Below are 26280 nucleotides of genomic sequence, written 5' to 3'. Positions count from 1 at the left end.
AAAGTAAGGGATGTCAGGAAACAGATCATCGAAAGAATATAAGCCTTCGGCAGCATTAGCTAATCGTGCTCAGCCTTTTATTCAACCCAGTTTGAAGGTTGGGCAACCCGGCGATAAGTATGAAAAAGAGGCCGATCAAATGGCTGATCAGATTCTGGAAAACGGAAAAGCTCATCCCGGTCAAGAGAATGCATTTTTTTCACCCGTAAATCCGGTTCAACTTAAAACCGAAACTGCTTCAGATTCTTTGTTTCAGCCTTCAGTAGAGCAAGGAGTGGAAAAGGTGGAAGAGGAAGAAACGCAGCTAAAATTGAAACCAGAATCTGAATTTCAAAATAGGCAGGATCAATCTTTTCTTGTTGAAGCAAAACCGGCAAATACGGTAGTACAAACTAACCCTGAAACAGAAGACGAGCTGCAAAAACAGGAGGAGGAAGAAGAGGCTGTGCAAGCGAAAGAATTCGTGCAAAAGAGTGCTGGTTTGCCTGAAGAGGAAAAAGACAACGACCCGATTCAAACAAAATCGGATCAGCCCGGAGATGTTTCATCCATTGAATCATCGCTGAGTTCTGCAACTAGAGGAAACACTCTTGATAATGCCACCCGATCGGAAATGGAATCTGGATTTGATGCTGATTTTAGCGACGTAAAAGTACATACCGGAAATGAGGCTGTGCAAATGAGTGAAAACATCAATGCACAGGCGTTTACACACGGCAACGACATTTATTTTAACGAAGGAAAGTACAATCCGGGCAGCGATTCAGGAAAACATTTACTGGCGCATGAATTAACACACACCGTGCAGCAGGGAGCATCGCTTCAGCGAAAAATGATTCAGAAGGAGGAGAATGAAGAAAATACAACTACTACGGAGAACACAAATAATGAGGCAGAACAATCAACGGGAAGCCTTTCAACGGGCATTGTAGATAACACTAACCGAACGATTACGTACGAATCTATTCCGGTTACAGCATTTAAACTTACTGATCACCGTGCCGCCAAATACAATTCTTTTAATCTACGAAGGGCATCAAATTACTCGGGTAGCCGCCAAAGAAATAATGTCAACCAACTCAATATTTGGAGAGACGAAGTAGATACAGATGAAATTGAAACTAAATTAACTGATAAGTACAATCAGGCAGCCGGCGTTGAATCAAGCAGGTCAGGAAGGTTCGATATTTATGCGTTCAAGGTTCAAGATTCCGAACGTGGTTACATAACAGGAACCATGAACAACATTGTCCGCGAAGCAGCCATTCCTAAATGGAACGATAAAGGAGAAAGTCCGGCATACATGCAGGTAGATCATATTGTTGAAATGCAAATATCAGGTTTTTCCGATGAAAATGCTGATGGTCATCCCGTTAACGACATTTCAAATATGGAGTTACTAAATGCCGGTGAAAACAGGCAGTCAGGAGAAATAATTCGAGAATCGGTTGAAAACAAAGTTGAAAATACCATTGACGACGAAGATGCACACAGTGCTATAGTTGAACGATTGCCATCGATTGAAGAGCAGGAAAACAAACAAGACAAAATTTCACTGGTAAAAAGCAATTATGATCTGGTATTCAACTCGGCTGTTCCCGGCGGTGGCCCCTCAGCTATAACAAGCGATAAATTCTGGACCCAAAACCAAATTGAAAGTGGTGATCAATTGAATCAGCTTGTTCCGGTTAATATGAGCGAATTGGGAGCAGAAGATAATATCCTTGTATTTCCGCGAAAATATCATCCAATTGCAACGCCTTTCAGGTGGAATGGTTCGAATACCAATCCAAGAAGAAACGAAAGAAACTACTTTAGCCCCTGGCGAGTTGTTAGAAAAGAATTCTTTAACAATCCGGAGTCTGAAATTTTAGGTCATTTTGATCTCGAATTTCCTGACAATGATCCAGTAATTCGCGCAACCGGAGGACAAGTAGAAATTAAAAAGTTGCCAGGTGCACAATTTGCCGGCTATGTTGATAATGTAGAAGGAATATCAGCAAGTAGACATGCGATAATAAGCGCAGGTAATATCGCAGCCAAACAATTTAGCCCGATCAGGCTAGACACAATCAATTTTAACGATAATGGCGTTGTAATTGACGGGAAGGTGCTACCCACACTTGGTTTTATTGAAAATGCCGAGATTGATTTACACATTGAAAATGGTGAAATTTTACTTTCTAAAACATTTGTTAGCAATGATTTAGATCTTCCTGCTCCGTTTGTTCTTGAAAACAGTTCGCTCACGATTTTTGCCAGTTCTGAGCGTGGGCTGGGAATAAGTGGAAGAGTCGATTTCGGAATCAATAACGTTGGTGAGGGGCACATTGGAGCCGCTGCGTCAACTTCTGGAGGCTTTGAACTGGAAGGTGCCTTTAACTTCGATTCTGAACTTTTTGATCCGGCAGAGATTAATGTGGAATACCGCGAAAATACCTGGACAATTGGCGGAGAGATTGGTATTCCGGAAGGGAAAGTACGTGGGATAAAAAGTGCAACCATTACAGCCAGTTACAGCGAAAATAACTTTTCAGCCTCCGGCGATGCTGAACTCGATATTCCAGGAATTGAGCAAGGAACACTGGAAGTTGAATACAGTGATGAAGGATTTTCTGTAGGTGGCGAATTTAATTTAAGTTCAGAAATACCCGGTATCAGTGGCGGGAATGTTTCTGCCACGGTGGCAAAGGAGGAGGGCGAAGAAGGTTATAGTATTAGTATTTCCGGATCTGCCCAGCCCGATATTCCCGGCATTGATTCTGAACTCTCGGTGAGCTACGAAAACGGTGCACTGACCATTGAAGGCAGTGCTGGCTACGAACGCGGAATGTTAAGCGGAAATGTTAGGGTAGGAGCTACCAACCGTACCATCGATGAAGAAGGGCAGCCAACCGGCGAACCCGATGGAACGATGCGTGTTTACGGTGGCGGCGATCTTACACTGCAACTAACACCGTGGCTTGAAGCAACGGCCGGAGTAGAATTTTTGCCTAATGGCGAAATGGAAGTTTCAGGAAGAATAAGACTGCCCAGCGCTGTTGATGTTTTCGATCGGAGAGAATTCAACAGAAACCTGTTTTCAGTTCCAACGATTGAAATACCTATTTTTGCCATTCCGCTCGGTCCACGCAGTATCGGGCTTGTGGCTCAGATCAGTGGCGGACTCGATTTCTCGGCAGGGTTTGGTCCTGGCCAGTTGCGAGAAGTGTATGCCGAAGTTACTTATAATCCCGACCACGAAGACGAAACTGAAATTCACGGACATGGCGAATTTGCCGTACCTGCCGATGCCGGTTTAACGCTGCGTGGCGATCTCGGATTGGGAGTGAGCGTTGCCATTGCCAGCCTTTCAGGAGGTATTGAGCTGGCCGGTACACTGGGACTGGAAGGTGAGGCTTCCGCGATGGTTGATCTGTCGTGGAGTCCCCAAACCGGGGTTGTGCTTGATGCCGAAGGACGGATCATGGTAAATCCGCAATTCACATTCGATGTGAATGCATTTGCACGAGCAAGCCTGGGAATTGGCTGGTTCTCCATTTCAGAAACCTGGCGACACAACCTCGTCTCATTCAGCTGGGGACCCGATATTCAGTTTGGAGTGGTGTTCCCGGTGCATTATCAGGAAGATCAACCTTTCGATATTTCATTCGATGATATAGAAGTAATTTATCCTGATCTGGACGTGGTGGATATGGCAAAAGAACTGGCTGGCGATATTAAAGACGATATTTTTGATTAAATTTTAACTCATGGAAAAAGCAATAGAAATCAACAATAAAGGCGTTCAGCACTTTTTGAATAAGGAGTTCGATCAGGCTGAAGAACAGTATTTACAAGCGTTAAAGCTCGACAATAAAAATGCAACCGCATTAAATAATCTTGGTTTGCTTCACCATCAGAAAAAGGATTATGAACAAGCCGAACGCTATTTTTTGAATGCCATCAATATTAATCACAAGGCTACCTATTTTCTGAATCTGGCGAACGCACAGGTTTTTCTGAGGAAATGGGAGGACGCAGAAACAAATTATCAAACCGCGCTGAAGTTGCAGCCAAATAATGAAAATGTGTTAGCCAGCCTTGCACGATTCTACGAAAACAGTAACAAACACCAACAGGCCAACGAAGTTTGGTTATCATTGGTGCAGCAATCGCCCAGGAAAGAACATAGTATTGATCTGGCAAAAAATCTTATGACATTAAAGCGTTTCGAGGAAGCACTTGCAGTTCTATCCAATCACCCTTGGTTCAACTCGAGTGCGGCCATTCAATTTTATGCCGGAATTTGCGAATTTAACCTGAAAAATTACGGATTGGCCGAACTAGCTTTTAAAAACAGTCTGGCCATTGACCCCGATAACTTTAAAACCCGTCATTACCTGGCCATTAATTTTATTGCCAAAGGAGCTTCTGTTAGTGCTCTGAAAGAATTAAATTTTTTGATGCGTTTGAATCCTGAAAATGAAAAAGTAAGGCTTGATGCGGTTTCTGTTCTGCTTTCTTTAAAAAGATGGGAAGAAGCTCAAAAACTAAACAATGAAGTTTTGACCCTCAATGAAGGCAGTGCAAAAGCCTTGGAGTATAAAAAGATTATAGAACAAATGAAATCGAAATAAAGAGTTTATGGGCACAACAACACAAATTTCGCATGGTGTATTAAATGTGGTTCAACATTTTGTTGAGTCAGCAATCAGGGCACGTTTGAACCGGGATTTTGGTAAAGAAGAAGCTCTGGCTTTGAATGTTCCCGACTTCGCAAAACACCCGTCTATTCTGTCGGGTTTTATCATCGACAATCAACTGAAGAAAGCCGAGATTCTGTGTTTGTTGCTGGCACTTGTTCCCTACATTTCTCCGGGGCTGATATCTACTGTTGTTGGAAACTACCTTCCTAACGGTGGCGATTTTCCTGATTTTGGTGGTGTAAAAGGCAAAAATCATCGCGGAATACTACCAACCGGCGAAACCGTGCTATACATTTTGGCCGGACGCGATATGGATAAGCGGGTAAAACTTTCTACAATGTTTGAAGACGATCACTTGTTTACACAAAAAAGTGTATTGCACATTGAACCGGTGCCATCAGGTGAACCGAAAATGAGCGGCCGACTTGTTCTTGATGACGAGTTTGTTGATTTGTTTACTTCAGGAAAGATCTCGCGCCCAAAATTAAGTGGTGATTTTCCGGCCCAGCTAATAGCAACTAAATCAGATTGGGCTGATCTTGTTTTAAAAGATAAAACACTTGAAGAGATTAAAGAACTTGAAATCTGGTTGAATCATAACGAACAATTGATGAACGAATGGGACATGCGCGATAAAATAAAACCTGGATTTCGGGTTTTGTTTTTTGGCCCTTCGGGAACAGGAAAAACAATGACTGCTTGTTTGTTAGGGAAATATACCGGTCGCGATGTTTACCGTGTTGATCTTTCGATGGTGATTTCGAAATATATCGGAGAGACGGAGAAAAATCTTTCGGGATTGTTTAACAAGGCAGAGCACAAAAACTGGATCTTATTTTTTGATGAGGCAGATTCGCTTTTTGGCAAACGTACCAACGTTCGCGATGCGCACGACAAATACGCCAATCAGGAAGTTTCGTACCTGTTGCAGCGAATAGAAGCCCACCATGGGCTGGTAATTTTGGCTTCAAACATGAAAGGGAATATCGATAGTGCTTTTACCCGTCGTTTTAATGCATTTGTAGAATTCGATCTGCCTGAATTTTCTGAACGTTTGAAACTATGGCAAGTATACATGCCCAAAAGCAATAAAGTGAACAAAGATATTTATTTAGAGGAGCTGGCTAAAAACTACGAATTAACCGGAGCCAACATAGTGAACGTTATACATTATGCCGGTTTACTAACGATTAAGAAAAAGAATCCTTTACTTGATAAAGAAGCGTTATTGGCCGGAATTCGTAAGGAATACAAAAAAGAGGGTAAAATTCTACGGCAATAATTTCACATATCGGCATTTTCATCGCTAAATTGCTTCTGAAAGACTGTTGGTACATAAAATTTCGGCAATTCGTTTGGCATAACACCCACAATTTCCCTATTTTAAGGGAAATTGATTCAATCCAAAGTTTTGCTCATGAACAAACTTATTTTCTGCCTGCTCTTTTTTGCCTTTTTGTCTAATGCTTCAGCCCAGTTTGATGCCAATTACGACGAAAGTAAAGTCCCCGAATTTAAATTACCCGATCCGCTTAAAACTTTCAACGGAAAAAAGATTCGAAATTCAAAAAAATGGGAGAGCAGACGACGCCCTGAACTACTTAATTTTTTCACTCAAAATATGTACGGTGAGGTGCCCGGTAAACTGGAGATTTCATCGGTTGATATTCAGGAAGAAAGGAAGAGTGCATTGAACGGAAAAGCGGTACGGAAACAAGTTGACCTTGTTTTTAAAAACCACGGGAAAACACTTGATTTTACCATTCTGATTTATCTCCCGAAAACCGAAGAAAGCGTGCCGCTATTTGTTGGCTACAATTTTTTTGGAAATCATACAATAACTGAAGATGTTGACGTAGTAATTTCGGAGGCGTGGGCAAGAAATAATCCTTCGTTTGGTATAATTAACAATCAGCTAACTGAACAGTCGCGAGGAGTTCGGACGAACAGGTGGTGCGTGGATAAGATAATTGATGCAGGTTTTGGATTGGCTGTGATTTATTATGGCGAAGTAGATCCTGACAAGGACGATTTTTCCGATGGTATTCACCCATTATTCTATATCGACGATCAGCAACAACCTGCTGCCAACGAATGGGGATCAATTGCAGCCTGGTCGTGGGGATTAAGCCGGGCCATGGATTATTTTGAGCGCGATGAGGATATTGATGAATCGAAGGTAGTAGTGTTTGGTCATTCGAGACTGGGAAAAACAGCATTGTGGGCTGGTGCAAGCGATGAACGCTTTGCCGGTGTAATTTCAAATAATTCAGGTTGTGGTGGTGCCGCTTTGTCGAAACGACGATTTGGCGAAACCGTTTGGCGCATCAACAATTCGTTTCCGCATTGGTTTTGTAAAAACTTCAGAAATTATATTAAAAATGAGGAAGCTTTGCCGGTCGATCAGCACGAACTGATTGCTTTAATTGCACCACGCCCTGTATATATTGCAAGTGCTGAAGAGGATAAATGGTCGGATCCGAAAGGTGAATTTCTTTCGGCTCTTTACGCTACTCCGGTGTATAATCTATACGGGAAAAAGGGAATTCAGCAAACGGAAATGCCGGAATTAAATCAGCCTGTTCAAAACACAGTTGCTTATCATATTCGGACAGGAGAACATGATGTAACTGCTTTCGACTGGGAGCAGTACATAAAATGGGCGCAGAAATTTATTCAATAATCAACTAAATTTACTACAGTGAAAAAAATTAGTCTGTTATTTATCTTTGCAGGATTTATTGCCTGCACCAAGGAAAAGGCACCTGAAACAATACATTTGTTTAACGGAACAGATTTATCGGGCTGGCATGCCGATGTGCCTGATGCTGATAGTAATTCCAATATTGAGAAATCGTTTGTAGTTCGCGATTCTTTGCTGGTAAGTATGGGCGAACCGCGGGGGCATCTAATTACCGATTCGGTATTCAGTAATTATCGTCTTGACGTGGAATATCGCTTTGCAGGCGAACCCGGGAATTGTGGCGTTTTGGTGCATGCATCAACACCCCGGGCTTTATACGATATGTTTCCAAAATCGTTGGAGGTACAAATGCAAAGTGGCGATGCCGGTGATTTTTGGTGTATTGTTGAAGACATTACAGTGCCAAACATGATTGAGCGCCGCGGACCCAAAGAAAGTTGGGGGATAACCGAAGGCAAAAAACGAAGAATCCTCAACCTTACTGATGGTTCTGAAAATCCTCTGGGGGAATGGAACAATATGGTAATTGAATGTGTAGCCGATACCATAAAAGTTTGGGTAAACGACGATCTCGTAAATTACGGCTATAATTGTACGGTCACTAAAGGACAAATTGCCGTTCAGGCGGAAGGTGCTGAGGTTGAATTCAAAAAAATTGATTTAACTCCGATTACCAAAACCACCCCGATCGATTAAGCTACTTTGAAAGGCACAAAAAAAAGGGAACTCTAAAGCTCCCTTTTCAATATTTTATTGCTTGATAATTATTTATCAACTTCAACTTTTGCCAGATCTTCACTTTTATAAGCTCCTGAAAGTAATTTCTCACGTGCTTCTTTAAATGCTTCCAGCGTAATTTCTACATCCTCCAAGGTGTGCATTGCTGTAGGTATTAGGCGTAAAAGAATTTCACCTTTTGGAATAACCGGGTACACAACCATAGAACAGAAAATTCCATAATTTTCGCGAAAATCGTAAACCATTTGTGTAGCTTCTGCTACTCCGCCTTTCATATAAACCGGAGTAACCTGTGTATTTGTTTTTCCAAGATCAAAACCGGCTTCTTTCAAACCTCCTTGCAGTGCGTTAACAATTGTCCACAGTTTTTCGCGTAACTCAGGCATCGTACGAATCATATCCAAACGTTTCAATGCACCAATAGTCATTGGCATAGGCAGCGACTTGGCAAAAGTTTGCGAACGCATGTTGTAACGAAGGATGTAGCAAATATCAGTTTCGCAAGCAACAAAACCGCCAATTCCGGCCATTGCTTTTGCAAATGTTCCAAAATAAATATCAATTCCATCCTGAACGCCAAAATGTTCACCCGAACCGGCACCTGTTGGTCCCATTGTTCCAAAACCATGTGCATCGTCAACAAACAATCGGAAATCAAATTCTTTTTTCAGGGCAACGATCTCGTCAAGTTTTCCAACTTGTCCTGTCATTCCAAAAACGCCTTCAGTAATAACTAAAATACCACCACCGGTTTCGGCAGCACGTTTTTGGGCAAAACCTAACATCTTGCGACATTTGTCCATGTCGTTGTGCTGAAACACAAAACTTTTTCCACCTTTTGCTTTATGAAGGAAAACACCATCCATAATACAAGCGTGCGATTCTGAATCGTAAACAATAACATCGTTACGGCTTGCCAGTACATCAATTGCAGAAACCATTCCCTGGTATCCGAAGTTCAATAAAAATGCATCAGGTTTACTTTCAAAAGCGGCCAATTCGCGCTCAAGTTGTTCGTGTTTTACTGTTTGTCCCGACATCATTCTGGCTCCCATCGGGTAAGCCATGCCATACTGTGCTGCAGCTTCAGCATCTGCTTTTCTTACCTCCGGGTGGTTGGCCAAGCCCAGGTAGTTGTTCAAACTCCATGTTAATACTTCTTTTCCACGGAAGTTCATTCTGGCTGCAATTTCACCTTCCAGTTTAGGAAATGCAAAATACCCGTGAATTTGGTCCATCCACTTGCCAATATCACCTTTATTATTTCTGAATTTATCAAATATATCCACGATGATTTGTTTTTAAGTTTAAATTATAAGGGTGCAAATGTAATCTTTTTTAAAATCTCAGCAAATGTGTTAAATAATACTAACACATTAACTTAACGATGAAAATTAGCCTTAGTTTCACCAGCCAAAATTAGAGGCATTATAGCTATGCAATTGTTAATGAGCAAAATAACTTCTTTGTTAAAAGCTGTAAATTCCTTAAATTTTGAGGGTTAATTCGTTTCAATTAAGTAAAAAAAGTATATTTTTGCGCCATGTTTATGAAAATGAGATTTTTGGGGATTGGATTACTAGCAATTTTAATGATTACAGCCTCGTGTGGAGACTACAACAAGATTGTAAAAAGTACTGATTACGAATTCAAATACAAAAAAGCAGTCGAATATTACGAGGATGGCGAATATGTTCGCGCATCAACGCTGTTTAGAGAATTGGTGAACATTTACCGCGGAACTTCAAGAGCTGACAAAATTTACTACTTCTATGCTAAAAGTATGATCGGTCAGAAAGACTATTTAATGGCAGGTCATTATTTTAAGTCGTTGGTTAAAGAGTTTCCAACAAGTGAATATGTGGAGGAAGCACAATTTATGATTGGTTATTGTGCCTATTTGATGTCGCCAAAACCAAGGCTCGACCAACAGGTAACTCAACAGGCTATTGATGCGCTTCAGTTATACAATAACTTGTACCCATACAGCGACAGGGTCGAAGAAGCCAACCGACTAATTGATGAATTAGTAGATAAGTTGGTGTATAAATCGTATTTAAGTGCTAAATTGTACTACGATTTTGAACAGTATAAAGCAGCGGTAATTGCGTTACGAAACAGTCTTGAGAAATACCCGGACAGTAAATATCGCGAAGAATTGAAATATATGTTGTTAAAATCAAAATACTTATTGGCATCAAAGAGTGTTCTTGATAAACAAAACGAAAGATATACAAATGCACTTGACGAATATTTTTCGTTTATAGATGAATACCCCGATAGTGATTACAAAAAAGAGGTAAATAAATTTTACGAAAAAGCCTCGGAGATATTAAATTATAAGGAAGAAGAAGATTTAAACATTAACTAGGATATGGATTACAAGAAAACAAAAGCAGCTCAGTCAACTATTTCACGCGATCTTGAAGTACTGACTCAAGAAACCGGAAATATTTACGAAACGGTAATGCTCCTTGCTAAAAGAGCAAATCAGATCTCGTCGGAATTGAAAGAAGAGCTAAACCAGAAGCTACAGGAATTCGCTTCGTATACCGACAATTTGGAGGAAATCTTCGAAAATAGAGAACAAATTGAGATTTCTAAATTTTACGAGCGTTTGCCAAAGCCTACTCTTATTGCGTTTGAAGAATTAAAAGAAGGTGAAATTTATCACCGTAACCCAACGCGCGAGAACAAAAAACGCATCTAATTTGAAGCCCTTTTATGAGGCTCAAAGGAAAAAATATTATACTAGGAATAACAGGAAGTATTGCAGCTTATAAGGCAGCAATGCTTCTTCGGCTTTTTATAAAGGAGGGTGCCGAAGTGCAGGTGGTTATTACCCCTGCCGGAAAAGAATTTATAACACCCGTAACTTTATCAGCATTGTCGGACAAACCTGTTATTAGTGAGTTTTTTGGTGCAAACGATGGTAGCTGGAATAGCCATGTTGATCTGGGATTGTGGGCGGATGTAATGGTAATTGCGCCAGCAACGGCTTCTACAATGGGGAAAATGGCTTATGGAATTGCTGATAATATGTTGATAACAACCTATTTGTCGGCAAAATGCCCGGTAATGGTGGCTCCCGCAATGGACCTCGATATGTTTGCACATCCTTCAACACAACGGAATATTTCTATTCTTAAAGATTACGGAAATAGTATTGTTGAACCCGGTGAAGGAGAATTAGCCAGCGGATTAACAGGCAAAGGCAGGATGGAAGAACCTATAAAAATTCTCGAAGCGGTTATCCAACGGCTTGGAGTAAAAAAAAAACTTCTGAATAAATCCTACCTGGTAACTGCCGGTCCAACTTTCGAAAAAATAGATCCTGTTCGTTTTATTGGTAATTATTCATCAGGGAAAATGGGTTACGCCATTGCCGAAGAGCTTGCTGAGCAAGGTGCCGATGTAACTTTAGTATCTGGTCCTGTTGCTGTAACCACTCAAAAAGCGGGTGTAAAAGTTATCCCGGTTGAATCGGCTAACGAAATGTACAATGCTTCAATTGAACATTTTGAACGCGTTGATGGTGCAATAATGTGTGCTGCAGTAGCTGATTTTACTCCTGCAAAAAAGGAGGGTGAAAAAACCAAACGAGGTAAAGAAAACTGGCATATCGAGTTGGAGCCAACAAAAGACATTGCAGCCGAATTGGGTAAATTAAAAACCAACAAGCAACTTTTGGTAGGGTTTGCGCTTGAAACCAACAATGAAATGTCGAATGCGGAACGTAAACTATTGAAAAAGAACCTCGACTTTATTGTGTTGAACTCGCTGAAGGACAAAGGAGCCGGATTTGGTGTTGATACCAATAAAATAACGATCATCGAAAAGGGCAATAAACAAACCGATTTTGAGTTAAAAGATAAAGCTGAAGTAGCAAAAGATATTGTAGCAAAAATTATAGAATTGAACAATTAGCATATGATAAAGCAAATCGTATTAGCGCTTTTATTTCTGTTTATTTTCGTTGGGAAAAATGTTGCCCAGGAACTTCGATGCAATGTAACCGTTTCGGCACGGGGATTCAGGGAGCAAACCAGAACCTTTTCCGCACCATGCAGTCTGACTTGTATGATTTTATGAATAACAGAAAATGGACTGATCATGTGTACAGCTACGATGAAAAAATACGATGTAATATTTTAATCCGTCTCGACGAGCAAATTTCTGCAGATGAGTTTAAGGGATCGATTCAGGTTCAGTTAACACGCCCGGTTTTTAATTCCAGTTATACTTCAACCGTTCTGAATATTAAAGACAATGATTTTCATTGTAAATATGTGGAGTTTCAGGCACTGGAGTTCAATGAAACTTCAAACCGAGACAATCTGACAAACATAATGGCGTTTTATGCCTATGTTATTTTGGGTTTTGATTACGATACTTTTTCAGAAGAAGGAGGAACAGAGTTTTTTCAAAAAGCACAATCGATTGTAAATAATTCTCAAAATACCCGTGAGCGCGGATGGAAAGCTTTTGAAAGCGAACGGAATCGTTACTGGCTGATTGAGAATGTATTAAATAATTCGTATTCGTCATTTCGTACGGCTATGTATAATTACCACCGAAACGGATTGGATATGATGTCTGACAGGGTAGAAGAAGGGCGTGCAAATATCGCAGAAGCGCTGCGCGACATTCAAAAAGTATTTCGTCGTCGTCCATCTACATATATTTTGCAGATGTTTTTTGATGCCAAAGCCGATGAATTGGTTAACATTTTCTCAAAATCATTTCCGGATGAACGAAATCGAGTGATGACCATTTTAAACGAGGTGGATCCTTCAAACGGGAGCAAGTACGAGAAGATTGCCGAAAACGAAGGCTTTTAGCACGATCTTTAAAAAGATATCCCCATTTTTTCCAGAAAGTAAATCCGTGTCCTCATTTTGGCTATTTTAGCCAATGAAATTATTAATGAAGATCTTTTATCATTATGCTATCCAGATTATCCATTTCGAATTACGCGCTGATAAATAAGTTACAGGTTAATTTTCACACCAATTTAAACACGGTAACAGGAGAAACCGGAGCGGGTAAATCGATTATTCTGGGGGCTTTAAGTTTGATTTTAGGTAATCGGGCCGATCTTTCGGTGCTGAAAGAGAAGGATAAAAAATGCATTGTTGAAGGCCAGTTTGAAGTGAGTAATTATTCCGTAAAACGTTTTTTTGAAACCTACGATCTGGATTACGATCCTTCCACAATTTTGCGGCGGGAAATAACACCATCAGGAAAATCCAGAGCTTTTATAAACGATACCCCGGTGAACCTGAAAGTAATGCGGGAGTTGGGATTGCAATTGATTGATATTCATTCGCAACACCAAAACCTGGAGTTAAGCAACCAGAAATTTCAGTTGAATTTAGTTGATTCGGTTGCCGGAACTAAGGATGCTTTAACAAAATATAAGGCTCAGTTTTCAGCCTATAAAAACACTAGGAAAGCGCTGGATCAATTGAAGGAAAATGCAGAACAGGCACAGGCCGATCTGGATTATTTTCAGTTTCAGTATACGCAACTGGAAGAAGCCAGTTTGGAGGAAACCGAACAGGAAGACCTGGAATTGGAATTGGAGCAGCTTAATCATGCTGAAGAAATTAAAACAGCACTAAGCGAAACGGTTACCTTACTGGATAGCGAAACATTCTCAGTATTGCAAAGTGTAAAAGATGGTCATCGAACGCTGGAAAAAGTTACCAGCTACCTAAAAGATACCGAAAGTCTTGCAGGGCGTTTGCAAAGTGCCGCCATCGAGTTAAGTGATATTCACCAGGAACTGGAAATGCTGGCTGAACGCGTTGAGTTTAACCCCGCCAGAATTGAAGAGGTAAACGATCGCTTGAATTTATTGTATTCGTTACAACAAAAACACCATGTAACAACGGTAGCAGAATTAATTGCACTGCGTGAAGAATTTGACCAGAAAATAAATAAGGCCGTTGGTTACGATGATGAAATAGAAGCTCTAAAAGGCAAATTGGACGTTCAAAAGGCTGATCTTGAAAAGCTTGCATTGAGTTTAAGTAAAACCCGGCAAAAGGCTTTCAAAAAGATTGAAAGTTCGGTGATTGGCGATTTGAATCAATTGGGAATGAATAATGCAAAATTGCAGGTTGTTCATAGCTATTTAGAGGATTTTCAGCCCGAGGGTAAAGACGAGATCTCATTTTTATTTAGTGCAAACTCTGATTCAGATCCCGATGAAATATCTAAAATTGCCTCTGGTGGTGAGATGTCGCGATTGATGCTGGCTATAAAAAATTTACTTCGCAATTCAAAAGCGCTGCCCACAATCGTATTTGATGAAATTGATACGGGAGTATCTGGCGAGATAGCGCTTAAAATGGGAACGATAATAAAATCATTCTCTACCAATACGCAAATTATTAATATTACGCACTTGCCACAGGTTGCCGCAAAAGGCGATATGCACTTCAGTGTATTTAAGCATGAAGAGAATGGTAAAACCTACACTTCAATAAAAGCCCTTGATGCAGAGGGAAGGGTGGAAGAATTAGCCAAAATGGTCGGTGGTGAGAAACTTACAGAAACAACAATTAAAGCGGCAGAAGAACTGTTGCGAATTTGACAAAATCACTCATGGCAGAAATAGGAAAATTTAATACCCTTGAGATTCTCAGGGAAACAGACAATGGTGTGTACCTCGATGGTGGGGAACATGGCGAGATTTTAATGCCCCGGAAATATGTTGAAGATGACATGAAAGAAAAGGGATCTGCCGAGGTTTTTGTATACACTGACTCGGAAGATCGCCTGGTGGCTACCACTGAAAAACCTTTGGCAACGGTTGGTGAATTTGCCCGTTTGGCAGTAAAAGCAATAGCCAAATATGGTGCATTTCTCGACTGGGGACTGGCAAAAGATTTGTTGGTGCCGTTTAGCGAGCAGCGTAGTAAAATGCAGGAAGGTGGCAGCTATTGGGTATACGTTTACCTCGACTTGCTAACTAACCGGGTTGTAGCATCGGCCAAGCTGCATAAATTTCTTGATAATACACCGCCGGAATACACTAAGGGGCAGGAAGTTAGTTTGGTGATTTTGGAAGAAACGGATTTGGGTTATAAAGCGATCATTAATCGGGAACATACCGGAATACTTTATAAAAACCAGGTGTTTCGTAAACTTGAAATTGGCAGCCAGACTAAGGGATTTATTGCAAAAATAAGAGATGATGAGAAAATAGATCTGCTTTTGGAAGAACCCGGTTACGAAAAAGTTGATTCAATTTCAGACAAGATACTGGCAGAACTGGAAGCAAATGGTGGTTTTATGGCTGTATCGGACAAATCGTCGCCGGAAATGATTAAAGCGATGTTTGGTATCAGCAAGAAAAACTTTAAGAAAGCGATAGGTGGATTGTATAAAAAACGACTGATTACTTTCGCTTCTGACGGGATTAAAATGTTAAAAAGCTAAATACCTTTTAAAAAACATAAGTTTATATTTGGAATTTTATACCAAAAAGTTCTAAATTTAAAACAACAATATTTTCATGTTGTGATTTTTGGTTAAATATGGAGGGAAACAGTGGTTTCCCTCTTTTCTTTTAACCCATTTCAATTTTAGAAATTTACTACTCTCCAAATTGTCTTTCCAGAATTTTCATGTCGGCTTGCCGTGTACTTAAGAGCCTGATGTATTCCATGGAATTTTGGGCATGAAGTTCATTTTTTTGGCCGAATACATGATACGATTTTACAACCCAGGCTAAAGCGGCCTCCAAATCTCCTTCCATCTCACAAGCCAGGCCTAAATTGAACATACATTTAGCGACAATGTTTTCGTTCTCATTCTTGGTTTGCTTTCGCCATAATTTTGCCGCTTCCAGCCATTGTCCATTCTCTACAAGCTCATCGGCTTGTTGCAGTTCCACATGTCCCGAATTGTAATACATCCGCTGTACTTCAACCCAATGAGGAACAAGTGTCAGAGCATAATTCTCTGCAGATATTTCTGCTGCGTTGTAAATAGCATCGTTGCGGGGAGGCAGAACAGTGGTTGCCTTGTTTTGGCTTATGGCATATTCCATCCAGCCAACGGTATCGATCTTGGAATAAGCCAACACATATTTCATGTTAATAAGATCGTAAAAGCTCCATTGTGTCCAGTTGGTTACTTGTTCGTTGGCGTACTCAAGTCTGCGATCAAAATAACTGCCATCCAGTGCTCCAAAAAAATCCAGTGAAAGCAACATGTCGGCACCGGTAGTATTTCGAATGTTTTGAAGTTGTTCAGGAGTGTACAATCCAAATTGAGGATGCATAATTAAAGAATCGTTTTTGGTGCGAACTGGTTTTACACTGTTTTTCAGAAAATATCCTGAATTTAATACGTTAATTTGATCGGGCGATAAAACTTTTCTTGATGTGGAATCTTCACTAAAATATGGGGTATAATCAATTGTATCAATAACGGCCACTGTTGAGTAATCATGTTCATCGAGTGTAATTAGAGTATCAAAAAATGCCTGGCTGTTAACTTTTGCAATAAAGTTTTCGAAATAAATGTGCGAGGCGATACTGTCCGAGTTTTCAACTTCTGTTTTATTTTCCCCAAATTCTTCGTATCGGTTAAAGTAGCTGTTTGGCGACGAATTAACGTTGTTATATTGTATGGCAATATTTCTGAATTCAGTTGAAATACTCATTGATGAAGGTTCAACAATCTCGATGTCGATTGTTTTTATATTGTATAACGTATTGCAAGCCGAAGCAGTAACCAGCATTAAAAAGCTGAGTAAAAAAAATGGGCGGTTTTTCATTTGCTATTGGTTTAGGCGCATAATATCCTTTTTTCTTTTTGCAAGGAGTACCCGATATTCAAAAATCATTTTCAGTTCTTCTCTACTGTTGTAGTCTGTTGCGATTTGCTGAGCTGCATTCAACCATTTTTCGGCCGTATCAAAATCGTCTTTCATTTCGTAGGCCAGTGCCAGGTTGTAGCGGGCGTTAATGGCCATTTTCCCGTTACTATCGTCAGCGTATCGCTTCCAAAGCATAATGGCATTATCCCATTCGCCCTTTTGAACGTATTCATCAGCCATCGCAAAATCGGGCAACGGCGGAACAGAATACATCCGGTTTACGTTCTCCCACGATGCAAAGAAACGTTTTGAATAATTTTCACCAACCATTTGCGAAGCGATTTTCAGCGCGGTAATTCTCGGTGGCAATTTTGCATTTCGCTGATAATTTCCCTGGGCATCGTAACCGTTCCAGAAAATGGTATCGATCATTGTTTTTCGCTCAATTAGGCGTTGCTCGAACGGACTATAAACTGCCCAAACGGCTGCTGTAATCACCTCGTTCGATTTTGTTGGCACTTCGGCAGTTGATGAGTATTCAGAATAAAAACTAGAATAAGTTTCCAGGGAAATAACAAGATCGGTATTGGTTTTTGTAGCCAATTGCTGAACCATTTCCATGTTTAAAGCAGGCAGTTTTTGGCCGCTATGTGGCTCGAAAAGTTCGGGAAAGATTCTTATTTCTTTAAAAGCATTTTTCTCTTTTAGGTTTTCTGCCAGCTCACTCATGCACAGATTTACCAAAATACTATCGAGGTTTTTCGGATCTTGTCTGGCTTTTTTTAAGCGAAAATCATCTTTATAATAATGAACCAGCGAATCGCTGCTGTATTTAAAATTCCGGTACACAATGGCAACATTCTCGGCATTGGCCGGATAAGCAATTTCACCGGGCGTATAAATTTCTATCGGGTAATCTTTGTACACCGTGCACGAAGCTGTGCTCAGCACAAGTAAAGTCAATAAGATTAGTCGGTTCATTTCGTGTTGTTTTTCTGTTGTTTTTTCCGGCTTTCAAGAAGCTCGAGGTACTGATAAGTGATGGGGTGATAGGCTGTATTGTAAGATTCAAGCGCGTATTCAATAGCGCAGTCTAAATCTCCCCGAATTTCGCAAGCAGTGGCTAAATTAAACAGGGCCTTGCTTTTTTCTCTCTTTGAGCCGGAGCCTGTTGCAATAGTTTCCCAGGCTTCAATGGCTTTGGTCCAGTTTGCGTCATCGGTAAATGCGGCAGCCTTTTTTAATGCAGAACTTCCTTTGTCGAATATTATCCGGTAGTCTCTGTGCCAACGGGTGCCAATGGTTTCGGAAAAATCTAGTGCAACGGCAATTCCTGCTTCCGTTAGCGCTTGTTTAACTGGTGTAAAATCCATGAAAAGATTTCGTACACTAAGTGCGTAATCTTCCCAAATTAGTGTATCCTGAATTACTTCCCGCGCTAAAACTTTTTCTTGTTGCGGGTCGTAGAGGCGAAATAATGCGTTATATACGATAACCATTTTTGCACCAACTGCTGTTCTGAAAAATCCCTCGTTCGGATCAAAAATTGATTCTTCTGCAAGTTCCGTTACTACCCGTGTTTTGAACAAATCCATCGACAAAACGGCATCGGTTTGATAAAGGTCGCAAAGTTCCTGTGCTTCCTCCCAACTCATCGTTTGGGTGAAAAAAGCATTTTGCTCAGCGTTTAAAAAACGGTCTTCCGGAATTACGTAATCAAATCTTCCGGATTCGAAAAGCAATTCACCCAATGCTTTTAATGAGGTATCAACCGCAGTGAGGTCGTAAATAGTGGTATCGAGGTTAAAATCCTTCTGGTAAAATATTTTTTGAAGCGAATCAGTTGGGAGATCATTGTATTTCCCATCAACCGTTCGGTTTACCAGAAGCAGGCTTTGAACATCCTGCGAAATTTCGTTTTTGGGCTTTTGCGGAAACTCAACCAAAATTCGCTTAGTTGGACTGCAAGCATACGACAAAAGAACAATGCTAACAAGTAGAATGTAATTAGTTTGTTTAAATATGCTCATCGTAAAATGAATGTTGTTTAGTAAATTCCCCAGTACTTTCTCAAAAACCATTCCGTACTCAACAGTAGAAGTAAAACAACAAATATCCAGCGAAGGTTTATAAGTTGATTTACCATCTCCTGAAAGTAAGTTGTGGCCTTTAATTTACTGGTTTCCTGCAACTCGTTAACCAGTTCGTTGGCTTGTGTTGGCTGGTAGAATTTACCACCACTTAAATTGGCCAGTTGGTAGAGCAGGGTATGGTTTGCCTGTGTAATAATGTTCTCAACGTTAACAGGAACTACTGTAAAACTCCCTGTTTCGGTAAAGGTCTCGTTGCCAATTGTTACGTCTGCCGAGAAAGAGTAATCGCCCAGCGGCAGATGTCCCGCATTGAGGTAGTAATTTTTTCCTTGCACATCAAAAGTCAGGTTGAATTCGTCTTCGTTTTCGTTTTGCAGTTTGATGTTTACTTCTTCTGAACTTATCCGTTCAAAAGCATCATTATAAACTTCAGCTGTTAAAATCACATCATCGACTTCGGTATAAACAGGATTGAATTCGACAATAAAATTATCCTCGTTTTCGCGCAAAGCTAGGTACTGTACCAGTTGATTTATAAGTTCGTTAAAATGGACGTGTTCCTGGTTTTGGTAATAATCGAACAGTCGCCAGCGCCAAATTCCTTCTCCAAAAATAAAACCTCGTTTCTGGCCTTCCAGCTTACCTGTGGCGATAAGTGGCTTCGATGTACTTATTCCTTTTAGTTTTTGATATAACAACGGCGAAAATTCGGGATTCATCTCGAAATTAGCAAACGGTACTTGCACGGGCGGAAACTGCGGAATAATCTCAATCAGTTCTTCCGAGAAATTAAATGTGGCATAGTTTGAATTGTAAACCGGTTGTGCTTCTTCGCTGCTTCCTGCCAGTGGTTCAATGCTTGCACCCTGACCAAGAATATTTAGCTGCGGCAAAAATGTTTGATTGCCGACGATAAAAAGCAGGGGCAAACGATTGCTATTCGCTTTTTCCATCACTTCGGCCATCGACTTACCGGTGCTTGGCAGCTGGTTTAAAATAAGCAAGTTGTAATCGCTGATATCGTTGGGATATGGTTCTTCGGTAAATATCGAAACTTCGTATGTTTTTTGCTGATCGAGTGTATTTTTTATGGCGCCAATATCGGGGTGCGATCCGTTGGAAATTATTAGTATTTTTTGTTTGTTCTCAAGTACATTAATAACAAAGCCGGCACTGTTGTTTTTTGTGTTTCGTTCGTTTGACGCAGCCTGAATTTGCAGCGAGTAGTGTTTCAAACCTGCAGAACCGGCTTCAAGAACAAACTCTTTTGTATCGAAAAAGTTATCATTCGACGGTGTGATCATCACACTCTGCAATTCTTTTTTATCCTGAAAAAGAGAAAGTTTTAGCGGTGTATTTTTAAGTTTCGAAAATAGCAGGTCTACCTCCACCGGAAATTTATTACCCGAAAAAGCAGTTCGGTTAACGCGGATGTTTTGCACGCGCGCATCAGCAACAACTGTTGTGTCGCCAAGTCCGATAGTGTAAATCGGGAAACTCACCTGCTCAAGCATATTCAACGGATTTTTTCCCTGGTTGTAAATCCCGTCGCCAACAATAATTAAAGCTCCTATATTCTGGTTAAAATGATTATTGGTTATTGTGGAAATCAAATCGCTGTAATTCGATCCTTTTTCGTTGAAATTTAAATCGTTTTGGGTTTGTGGTTCTTCGCCAAAAGTATAGCTGACCAACTCAAAATCGGCTGCTAATTCCTTTTCAATTGCTGCTTTTTCTTCGCTTATGGCTTCGGCCAGCTCTAAAGAATCGGCATGTGAAACTACTGAACCTGAATTGTCCCAGGCTGTAATGATTACAGGGTTTTGGGTTATTTTTTTCAGGTTGCGGATAAAAGGCGATAAAAGCAAAAAGGCAATAAGGAAAAAAGCCACAAACCTTAACATCATTAATAGACTACGCTGAAATTTTGAAAGCTCCTTTAACGCTTTGTTTTTGTAATATAGTAAAACTACAACTCCTACCGATGCAACGGTGATGGAGAGCAACAAAATAAACCAGTATTTTATTCCGAATGAGATCAAAATGTTTGTTTTTTACGATGTGGTAAATATACACATCTACTTTTTTTATATCACGTTTTATCGTTATTATTGCTATGTATTTGTCGATTCTTTAGAAGTGTGTACAAAACATAAAACCAAAAATATTCCTTGATGTTCTCAAAACCAAAAATAAATTTCCCGTTTATGAAGTATTTTGTATTTGCTGCGTTTGTATTTATTGTAGCATCGTGTGGCCCCAAATACGATAAAGAGATAACGCTTGACGATATACGCGAGAATATCAATTATCTGGCTTCCGATTCACTAAAAGGCCGGAAATCAGGTGAACAGGGAGATTTGCTTGCGGCACAGTATATTGTTGAAAAATTTGAGGCAGCAGGGTTGGAGCTTTTGTTCGATGACGGGTTTCAGGAATTTGAGCTGGTAACATCAGCCGAAATTGCTGACGGAAACCAGTTGCAGGTGAATGATAATAGTTACGAAGTTGAAGAGGACTTTTTGCCTTATGCTTTTTCAGCCAATACAACAGTTGAAGCAGAAGTTGTTTTTGCCGGTTTTGGATTGGAAGTTGATCGTGATTCGTTGCAATGGAATGATTTTGAAGGAATTGATGTAAGCGGAAAATGGATTTTGGTACTTCAGGGTGATCCTGATCTTGATAATCCAAACAGTCCCTATCTCGAGTTTTCAAGCGAGCGCGCAAAAGCATTAAAGGCATCGGATAAAAATGCCGCAGGAATTATTTTTGTGGCGGGAACAAAATTCAGCGAAGAAGATGAGTTGTCGTCGTTATTTTTCGATAAAAATAATAGTCGTTTTTCTATTCCTGTTATTCAGGTAACACGCGAAGTGGCTAACGAAATATTAAAATCCAAAGGCCAGACCATTAAAAAACTGGAAACAGAAATGCTGGAACAAAATGCAGGCTTAAACCTGGAACTTTCATCAACGGTAAAAACAACCGTAAATGTTGAATTAAAAGAAACAACTACCAGAAATGTGGCTGCGCTTTTGCCCGGAACAGATGAAACCTTAAAAGATGAATACGTGGTTTTGGGTGCTCATTACGATCATTTGGGAATGGGTGGACCCGGTTCCGGATCGCGAGCTATTGACACGGTCGCTATTCACAACGGAGCAGATGATAATGCATCGGGAGTTTCTACAGTAATTCAGTTGGCAGAGAAATTGGCAGGTGATAAAAGCAATAAACGAAGTGTAATTTTTGTGGCATTTGGCGCCGAAGAAATGGGACTCTTGGGATCCAAATCTTTTACTGCAAATCCGCCGGTTAAAACGGATAAAATGGTAGGCATGTTTAATTTTGATATGATCGGACGATTAGATGAAGAAAGCCAAAGCCTGAGCATTGGCGGATCAAAAACATCAAAAGAAACAGAGCAGCTGTTGAATGATCTGAACCCCGGTTTTCAGTTGGCACTTTCGGGCGAAGGAATCGGACCATCGGATCATGCGTCGTTTTATCTGCAGGATATCCCGGTATTTTTTATTTCTACAGGTGCACATCCTGATTATCATACACCACAGGACGATGCCGAATTGATTAATTTTGAAGGCGCACAAAAAGTAATGGATTATTCCGCTGCATTGGTCGACGATGTGGTAACCCGTGCCAAAAAATTAACTTTCCAGGAAGCCGGAAGTAAATTTCAGCGCAGCAGGGGAGGACGTTTTAAAGTTACTTTGGGAGTAATGCCTGATTTTGCCGGTGTTGAGAAACGCGGAATGCGCGTTGATGCTGTGTCAAAAGGTAAACCAGCCCATGCAGCCGGAATGAAAAATGGAGATATCATTATCGCCATCAACGGGAAAAAGGTCGGTAATATATATGAGTATATGGATCGTCTGCAAAAACTGGAAGCAGGTGAAACGATTTCTGTTGATGTTTTGCGTGATGGAAAACCAACAGTTTTAATCGTTCAGTTATAAGTTCTAAATCCAGCCCCGAAGTTTGTAGTAGCTGAGTGCAACCAGTTCGCGGGCAATCAGTATTTCATATTTTAAGTGGTTCCACATTTGGTAGCGCATGTTCATGTTGTTGCCAACATCCGGAATCATTCTTGAGTTTCCGCCTAGTTCATCGTCGGTAAACGACAAATCTGCTTCGGCTGCATTTTCAAAAGCAGGAACAGCATTTACTTTTTCAAAACCAACTTTGCGGAAAGCAAGAACTGCGCGTCGCATGTGCTCCGGAGAAGTAACCAATAAAATGGATTCCTGCATTTTTATTACTCCCTGGCATTCCAAAGCCTGCGAGCGGGTGTTTGTCCCTTTGGGTTCAAATGCAATCCGTTCAGCGGGAATACCTCTCAAAACAAGTTCCGATTTCATGAGTTGCGGAGTGCTTAAACTGTCGCTTAATAAACCGGGCATGGCTACAATTACTTTGGCTTCGGGAAATGTTTTTGCGGCTTTTTCGGTGTACCAGCTGCGCATCAGGTTGCTTTGGCTTGGCATTCCTCCGCCTCCCAGTAAAATTATGCTTTTGGGTTTCCATTTTAATTCTGCTTTGCTTGTGCCCAGCCAGTGATAGCCCCAAAACGGTTGCTCGGTAAATGAAAAACCGAGGCAAACAACAAAGAAAATTCCAATCAATACAAAGAATCTTCGTAGTAATCTCAAAAAATAGATATTTTTGAATCTTGTTTTGAACATAGCTCGCGTTTAAGACTATAAATGTAAGTTTAATTTAAAAATTCGATCATTGAATACTTCAGAAAAAAACGAAATAATCCAACTCTTTGAGAGTCATTTTAACGAAAAAGTTGTACGGTTTGAACTGTTGCCGCAGTCGGGATCATACCGCCAATATTGCCGTTTGGGAAGCGAAAACAGAACCGTAATCGGAGCCACAAATAACGATGTAAAAGAGAACACTGCTTTTCTTTCGTTCAGTAACCATTTTTACAACAAAGGAGTAAAAGTGCCGAAAGTGTATGCTGTTAGCTCCGATTTGAAAAAGTACTTGCTGGAAGATCTGGGCAATACCACACTTTTTGAATTTCTGACAAAAACGCGTGAAGAGGAAGGGTTTTCTGAGAATATAATTTCGGTGTACAAAAAAGTGCTTCAGGCGCTGCCAAAAATCCAGATTATCGCCGGAAAGGAAATGGATTACTCGGTTTGTTATCCGCGCGAAGCATTCGATAAACAATCGATGATGTGGGATTTGAATTATTTCAAATACTATTTTCTGAAGTTGGCAAAAATACAATTCGATGAACAGGCACTTGAAGATGATTTTCAGTTGTTTAGCAACTATTTACTGAGTGCAAGTTCCAACTATTTCCTATACCGCGATTTTCAGTCGCGCAACGTCATGTTAAAAGACGACGATGTGTATTTTATTGACTACCAGGGCGGTCGTTTGGGCGCACTGCAATACGATTTGGCTTCGTTGCTTTACGATGGCAAGGCCGATATACCTGAAAGTGTACGCACGCAACTTTATAACTTTTATATTTCGGAACTGAAGAAATATATGAAAGTTGATGAAGAGAAGTTCTCCGGTTATTTTAAAGGTTTTGTGCTGATACGAATTATGCAGGCGATGGGAGCATACGGATTTCGTGGCTTTTACGAGAAAAAAGAGCATTTCCTAAAAAGTATTCCTTACGCATTAAAAAATCTGGAAGTTTTGCTGGCCGACTTAAAATTACCGGTTGATTTGCCCGAGCTGGTTGGCGTATTAAAGCAGCTTACTCATTCCGAAGTTTTAAAAGAAATCGGGCAGGAAAAATCGAATCTTACTGTGCGAATTACAAGTTTCTCGTATAAAAAAGGTTATCCTGAAGATCCGTCGGGAAATGGTGGTGGCCATGTTTTCGATTGTCGCGCTATTAATAACCCGGGGCGCTACGAAGAGTACAAAAAGCTTAGCGGAAAAGATATGGCGGTTCAGGAATTCCTGGAGCAAAAATCGGAGATCAGGCTTTTCGTTGATGCGGCAAAAGTATTTGTCGATCAATCGGTAAAAGTATATCTCGAGCGCGGTTTTACACACCTTTCGATTGGCTTTGGTTGTACCGGAGGACAGCACCGATCGGTGTATTCTGCCGAGAAAATTGGTGAATATTTGCAAAACAATTATCCTGTGAATGTTGTTGTAGTACATCGTGAACAGGAAAATTGGAGATGAGTAAAAAAGCATGTAAGAAAAAGGGATTCGAAGACAAAGAAGATCCAAAATACAGCTGCAAAAAATGTGGCGCCAAAGTAAAAAAAGAAGATAAAGTTTGTAAACCGAAAAAGATTTCTGGTTGATTCAATTGTGCTACAATTCTAGCTTTTAATATAAAACAATAATTACCCAGTAAATTGTTCCCAGAACCCGAATAACGGTAAAAACACCATCGCGGTTTTTGGTAATTAGGTTTTCTGTATTTATTTTCGCACAAAATTTCATAACAGACTTATTCATGGGAAGAGCATTTGAATACCGGAGGGCAGCGAAGGAGAAACGCTGGGATAAAATGTCGAGAGTTTTTCCGAAACTTTCGAAGAAAATAACCATTGCAGCAAAAGAAGGTGGGCCTGAAGCGGATTTAAATCCAGCTCTGCGTACGGCAATAATGAATGCCAAAGCGCAAAATATGCCCAAGACAAATATTGATGCGGCAATTAAACGTGCGGCGGGAAAAGATGCGGCGGCATATATTGAAACTACCTATGAAGGAAAAGGTCCGCACGGTGTATTGGTTTTTGTTGAGGCAGCAACCGATAACACCACCCGTACAGTAGCTAATGTTAAAAGTTATTTTAATAAAGCAGGTGGTGGTCAGGTTCCCAACGGTTCATTAGAATTTATGTTTTCGAGAAAAGCTGTTTTCGAGTTTGAAATGCCGGAAGGAATGGAGCTGGAAGAGATTGAGCTGGAGTTGATTGACTCCGGTCTTGATGAAATTGAGGAAAATGAAGGAACGTATTATGCTTATGGCGAATACACCAGTTTTAGCGACATGGCTCATAAGTTTGAAGAACTTAATATTGATGTTAAAAAAGCAGAATTACAACGTATTCCAACTACTCCGGTAGAATTTACTGAAGAACAGATGGAAGAAATTGAGAAAATGTTGGATAGAATGGAGGAGGACGAAGACGTTCAGGCTGTTTATACCAATATTGCATAGCAAATTGTAAGTATCATTTCAAACGGAACAAAGTTCGTTAAATCCTT

General features: G+C 40.4%; 22 protein-coding genes. 15 read left to right on the top strand and 7 right to left on the bottom strand.

Annotated elements, in window-relative coordinates; translation table 11 throughout:
• Positions 1-10: 10 nt before the first annotated feature.
• From G0Q07_RS12420 to G0Q07_RS12400, 5 genes are all read left to right on the top strand, one after another.
• On the top strand, positions 11-3742 hold the full coding sequence (locus G0Q07_RS12420; protein ID WP_163346391.1) for an eCIS core domain-containing protein: 3732 nt from the start codon (positions 11-13) through the stop codon (positions 3740-3742).
• Positions 3743-3752: 10 nt separating this feature from the next.
• Positions 3753-4619: a tetratricopeptide repeat protein gene (locus G0Q07_RS12415; RefSeq protein WP_163346390.1), complete on the top strand. Its 867-nt coding sequence runs from the start codon at positions 3753-3755 to the stop codon at positions 4617-4619.
• Between the two features lie 7 nt (positions 4620-4626).
• A complete protein-coding gene (locus tag G0Q07_RS12410) occupies positions 4627-5970 on the top strand; it encodes an ATP-binding protein (RefSeq protein WP_163346389.1) in 1344 nt (447 codons plus the stop codon).
• Positions 5971-6105: 135 nt separating this feature from the next.
• Positions 6106-7371, top strand: a complete 1266-nt coding sequence (locus G0Q07_RS12405; RefSeq protein WP_163346388.1) for an alpha/beta hydrolase family protein — start codon at positions 6106-6108, stop codon at positions 7369-7371.
• 18 nt (positions 7372-7389) lie between these two features.
• On the top strand, positions 7390-8088 hold the full coding sequence (locus G0Q07_RS12400) for a 3-keto-disaccharide hydrolase (protein ID WP_163346387.1): 699 nt from the start codon (positions 7390-7392) through the stop codon (positions 8086-8088).
• A 68-nt stretch (positions 8089-8156) separates the two neighbouring features.
• Here G0Q07_RS12400 and G0Q07_RS12395 read toward each other — a convergent pair whose 3' ends face one another.
• Positions 8157-9419, bottom strand: coding sequence for an aminotransferase class I/II-fold pyridoxal phosphate-dependent enzyme (locus G0Q07_RS12395; RefSeq protein WP_163346386.1), 1263 nt, complete (start codon positions 9417-9419; stop codon positions 8157-8159).
• Positions 9420-9694: 275 nt separating this feature from the next.
• Between G0Q07_RS12395 and G0Q07_RS12390 the strand changes: the two genes are divergently transcribed.
• The 6 genes from G0Q07_RS12390 (at position 9695) to G0Q07_RS12365 (ending at position 15579) form a co-directional block, all read left to right on the top strand.
• Complete coding sequence (locus G0Q07_RS12390) at positions 9695-10501, top strand: outer membrane protein assembly factor BamD (protein ID WP_394366524.1); 807 nt, start codon at positions 9695-9697, stop codon at positions 10499-10501.
• Between the two features lie 3 nt (positions 10502-10504).
• Positions 10505-10840 (top strand): DNA-directed RNA polymerase subunit omega, encoded by a 336-nt coding sequence (locus G0Q07_RS12385; protein ID WP_163346384.1) that lies wholly within the window; start codon positions 10505-10507, stop codon positions 10838-10840.
• 14 nt (positions 10841-10854) lie between these two features.
• Positions 10855-12057 carry a bifunctional phosphopantothenoylcysteine decarboxylase/phosphopantothenate--cysteine ligase CoaBC gene (gene coaBC, locus G0Q07_RS12380; RefSeq protein ID WP_163346383.1) on the top strand — a complete coding sequence of 401 codons (1203 nt, stop codon included), beginning with the start codon at positions 10855-10857 and terminating at the stop codon, positions 12055-12057.
• Positions 12058-12134: 77 nt separating this feature from the next.
• A complete protein-coding gene (gene porD / locus G0Q07_RS12375; RefSeq protein ID WP_163346382.1) occupies positions 12135-12971 on the top strand; it encodes a type IX secretion system protein PorD in 837 nt (278 codons plus the stop codon).
• 104 nt (positions 12972-13075) lie between these two features.
• A complete protein-coding gene (recN, locus tag G0Q07_RS12370) occupies positions 13076-14731 on the top strand; it encodes a DNA repair protein RecN (RefSeq protein ID WP_163346381.1) in 1656 nt (551 codons plus the stop codon).
• A gap of 11 nt (positions 14732-14742) precedes the next feature.
• Positions 14743-15579, top strand: coding sequence for a CvfB family protein (locus tag G0Q07_RS12365; protein ID WP_163346380.1), 837 nt, complete (start codon positions 14743-14745; stop codon positions 15577-15579).
• A gap of 157 nt (positions 15580-15736) precedes the next feature.
• Here G0Q07_RS12365 and G0Q07_RS12360 read toward each other — a convergent pair whose 3' ends face one another.
• From G0Q07_RS12360 to G0Q07_RS12345, 4 genes are read right to left on the bottom strand one after another with little or no spacing between them, the layout of a single operon-like run.
• Positions 15737-16924 carry a DUF6340 family protein gene (locus G0Q07_RS12360; protein ID WP_163346379.1) on the bottom strand — a complete coding sequence of 396 codons (1188 nt, stop codon included), beginning with the start codon at positions 16922-16924 and terminating at the stop codon, positions 15737-15739.
• Between the two features lie 3 nt (positions 16925-16927).
• Positions 16928-17947: a DUF6340 family protein gene (locus tag G0Q07_RS12355; protein ID WP_163346378.1), complete on the bottom strand. Its 1020-nt coding sequence runs from the start codon at positions 17945-17947 to the stop codon at positions 16928-16930.
• Positions 17944-18996, bottom strand: a complete 1053-nt coding sequence (locus G0Q07_RS12350; RefSeq protein WP_163346377.1) for a DUF6340 family protein — start codon at positions 18994-18996, stop codon at positions 17944-17946. The genes G0Q07_RS12355 and G0Q07_RS12350 overlap by 4 nt, the downstream gene beginning before the upstream one ends.
• Before the next feature lie 17 nt (positions 18997-19013).
• Positions 19014-21101, bottom strand: coding sequence for a hypothetical protein (locus tag G0Q07_RS12345; RefSeq protein WP_163346376.1), 2088 nt, complete (start codon positions 21099-21101; stop codon positions 19014-19016).
• A gap of 165 nt (positions 21102-21266) precedes the next feature.
• On the opposite strand from G0Q07_RS12345, the gene G0Q07_RS12340 reads away from it, so the two are divergent.
• Positions 21267-23033: a M28 family peptidase gene (locus tag G0Q07_RS12340; protein ID WP_163346375.1), complete on the top strand. Its 1767-nt coding sequence runs from the start codon at positions 21267-21269 to the stop codon at positions 23031-23033.
• Between the two features lie 3 nt (positions 23034-23036).
• On the opposite strand, the gene G0Q07_RS12335 is transcribed toward G0Q07_RS12340, so the two are convergent.
• Complete coding sequence (locus tag G0Q07_RS12335; RefSeq protein WP_163346374.1) at positions 23037-23726, bottom strand: YdcF family protein; 690 nt, start codon at positions 23724-23726, stop codon at positions 23037-23039.
• 82 nt (positions 23727-23808) lie between these two features.
• Between G0Q07_RS12335 and G0Q07_RS12330 the strand changes: the two genes are divergently transcribed.
• Together G0Q07_RS12330 and G0Q07_RS21075 are read left to right on the top strand one after the other, a co-directional pair.
• A complete protein-coding gene (locus tag G0Q07_RS12330; RefSeq protein ID WP_246222896.1) occupies positions 23809-25242 on the top strand; it encodes a RapZ C-terminal domain-containing protein in 1434 nt (477 codons plus the stop codon).
• A complete protein-coding gene (locus G0Q07_RS21075; RefSeq protein ID WP_262887965.1) occupies positions 25239-25367 on the top strand; it encodes a hypothetical protein in 129 nt (42 codons plus the stop codon). The genes G0Q07_RS12330 and G0Q07_RS21075 overlap by 4 nt, the downstream gene beginning before the upstream one ends.
• 25 nt (positions 25368-25392) lie before the next feature.
• Here the strand turns inward: G0Q07_RS21075 and G0Q07_RS21070 are convergent, their stop codons facing one another.
• On the bottom strand, positions 25393-25524 hold the full coding sequence (locus G0Q07_RS21070) for a hypothetical protein (protein ID WP_262887964.1): 132 nt from the start codon (positions 25522-25524) through the stop codon (positions 25393-25395).
• On the opposite strand from G0Q07_RS21070, the gene G0Q07_RS12325 reads away from it, so the two are divergent.
• Positions 25523-26233 (top strand): YebC/PmpR family DNA-binding transcriptional regulator, encoded by a 711-nt coding sequence (locus G0Q07_RS12325; RefSeq protein ID WP_163346373.1) that lies wholly within the window; start codon positions 25523-25525, stop codon positions 26231-26233. The two genes, G0Q07_RS21070 and G0Q07_RS12325, sit on opposite strands and share 2 nt — an antisense overlap.
• The last annotated feature ends 47 nt before the right edge of the window (positions 26234-26280 follow it).

Origin of the sequence: Draconibacterium halophilum (genome assembly GCF_010448835.1) — a bacterium.
Lineage (GTDB): Bacteria > Bacteroidota > Bacteroidia > Bacteroidales > Prolixibacteraceae > Draconibacterium > Draconibacterium halophilum.
The sequence above is the reverse complement of the archived record's forward strand: the minus strand, read 5'-3'. Positions and strand labels throughout refer to the sequence as shown.

What these genes read in the sequence shown, in the direction of transcription:
- G0Q07_RS12420 (WP_163346391.1), top strand. Translation starts at nt 11, where the DNA reads ATGTCAGGAAACAGATCATCGAAAGAATATAAGCCTTCGGCAGCATTA.
- G0Q07_RS12415 (WP_163346390.1), top strand. Translation starts at nt 3,753, where the DNA reads ATGGAAAAAGCAATAGAAATCAACAATAAAGGCGTTCAGCACTTTTTG.
- G0Q07_RS12410 (WP_163346389.1), top strand. Translation starts at nt 4,627, where the DNA reads ATGGGCACAACAACACAAATTTCGCATGGTGTATTAAATGTGGTTCAA.
- G0Q07_RS12405 (WP_163346388.1), top strand. Translation starts at nt 6,106, where the DNA reads ATGAACAAACTTATTTTCTGCCTGCTCTTTTTTGCCTTTTTGTCTAAT.
- G0Q07_RS12385 (WP_163346384.1), top strand. Translation starts at nt 10,505, where the DNA reads ATGGATTACAAGAAAACAAAAGCAGCTCAGTCAACTATTTCACGCGAT.
- coaBC (WP_163346383.1), top strand. Translation starts at nt 10,855, where the DNA reads ATGAGGCTCAAAGGAAAAAATATTATACTAGGAATAACAGGAAGTATT.
- porD (WP_163346382.1), top strand. Translation starts at nt 12,135, where the DNA reads ATGCAATGTAACCGTTTCGGCACGGGGATTCAGGGAGCAAACCAGAAC.
- recN (WP_163346381.1), top strand. Translation starts at nt 13,076, where the DNA reads ATGCTATCCAGATTATCCATTTCGAATTACGCGCTGATAAATAAGTTA.
- G0Q07_RS12365 (WP_163346380.1), top strand. Translation starts at nt 14,743, where the DNA reads ATGGCAGAAATAGGAAAATTTAATACCCTTGAGATTCTCAGGGAAACA.
- G0Q07_RS12360 (WP_163346379.1), bottom strand. Translation starts at nt 16,924, where the DNA reads ATGAAAAACCGCCCATTTTTTTTACTCAGCTTTTTAATGCTGGTTACT.
- G0Q07_RS12355 (WP_163346378.1), bottom strand. Translation starts at nt 17,947, where the DNA reads ATGAACCGACTAATCTTATTGACTTTACTTGTGCTGAGCACAGCTTCG.
- G0Q07_RS12350 (WP_163346377.1), bottom strand. Translation starts at nt 18,996, where the DNA reads ATGAGCATATTTAAACAAACTAATTACATTCTACTTGTTAGCATTGTT.
- G0Q07_RS12340 (WP_163346375.1), top strand. Translation starts at nt 21,267, where the DNA reads ATGAAGTATTTTGTATTTGCTGCGTTTGTATTTATTGTAGCATCGTGT.
- G0Q07_RS21075 (WP_262887965.1), top strand. Translation starts at nt 25,239, where the DNA reads ATGAGTAAAAAAGCATGTAAGAAAAAGGGATTCGAAGACAAAGAAGAT.
- G0Q07_RS12325 (WP_163346373.1), top strand. Translation starts at nt 25,523, where the DNA reads ATGGGAAGAGCATTTGAATACCGGAGGGCAGCGAAGGAGAAACGCTGG.
- G0Q07_RS21070 (WP_262887964.1), bottom strand. Translation starts at nt 25,524, where the DNA reads ATGAATAAGTCTGTTATGAAATTTTGTGCGAAAATAAATACAGAAAAC.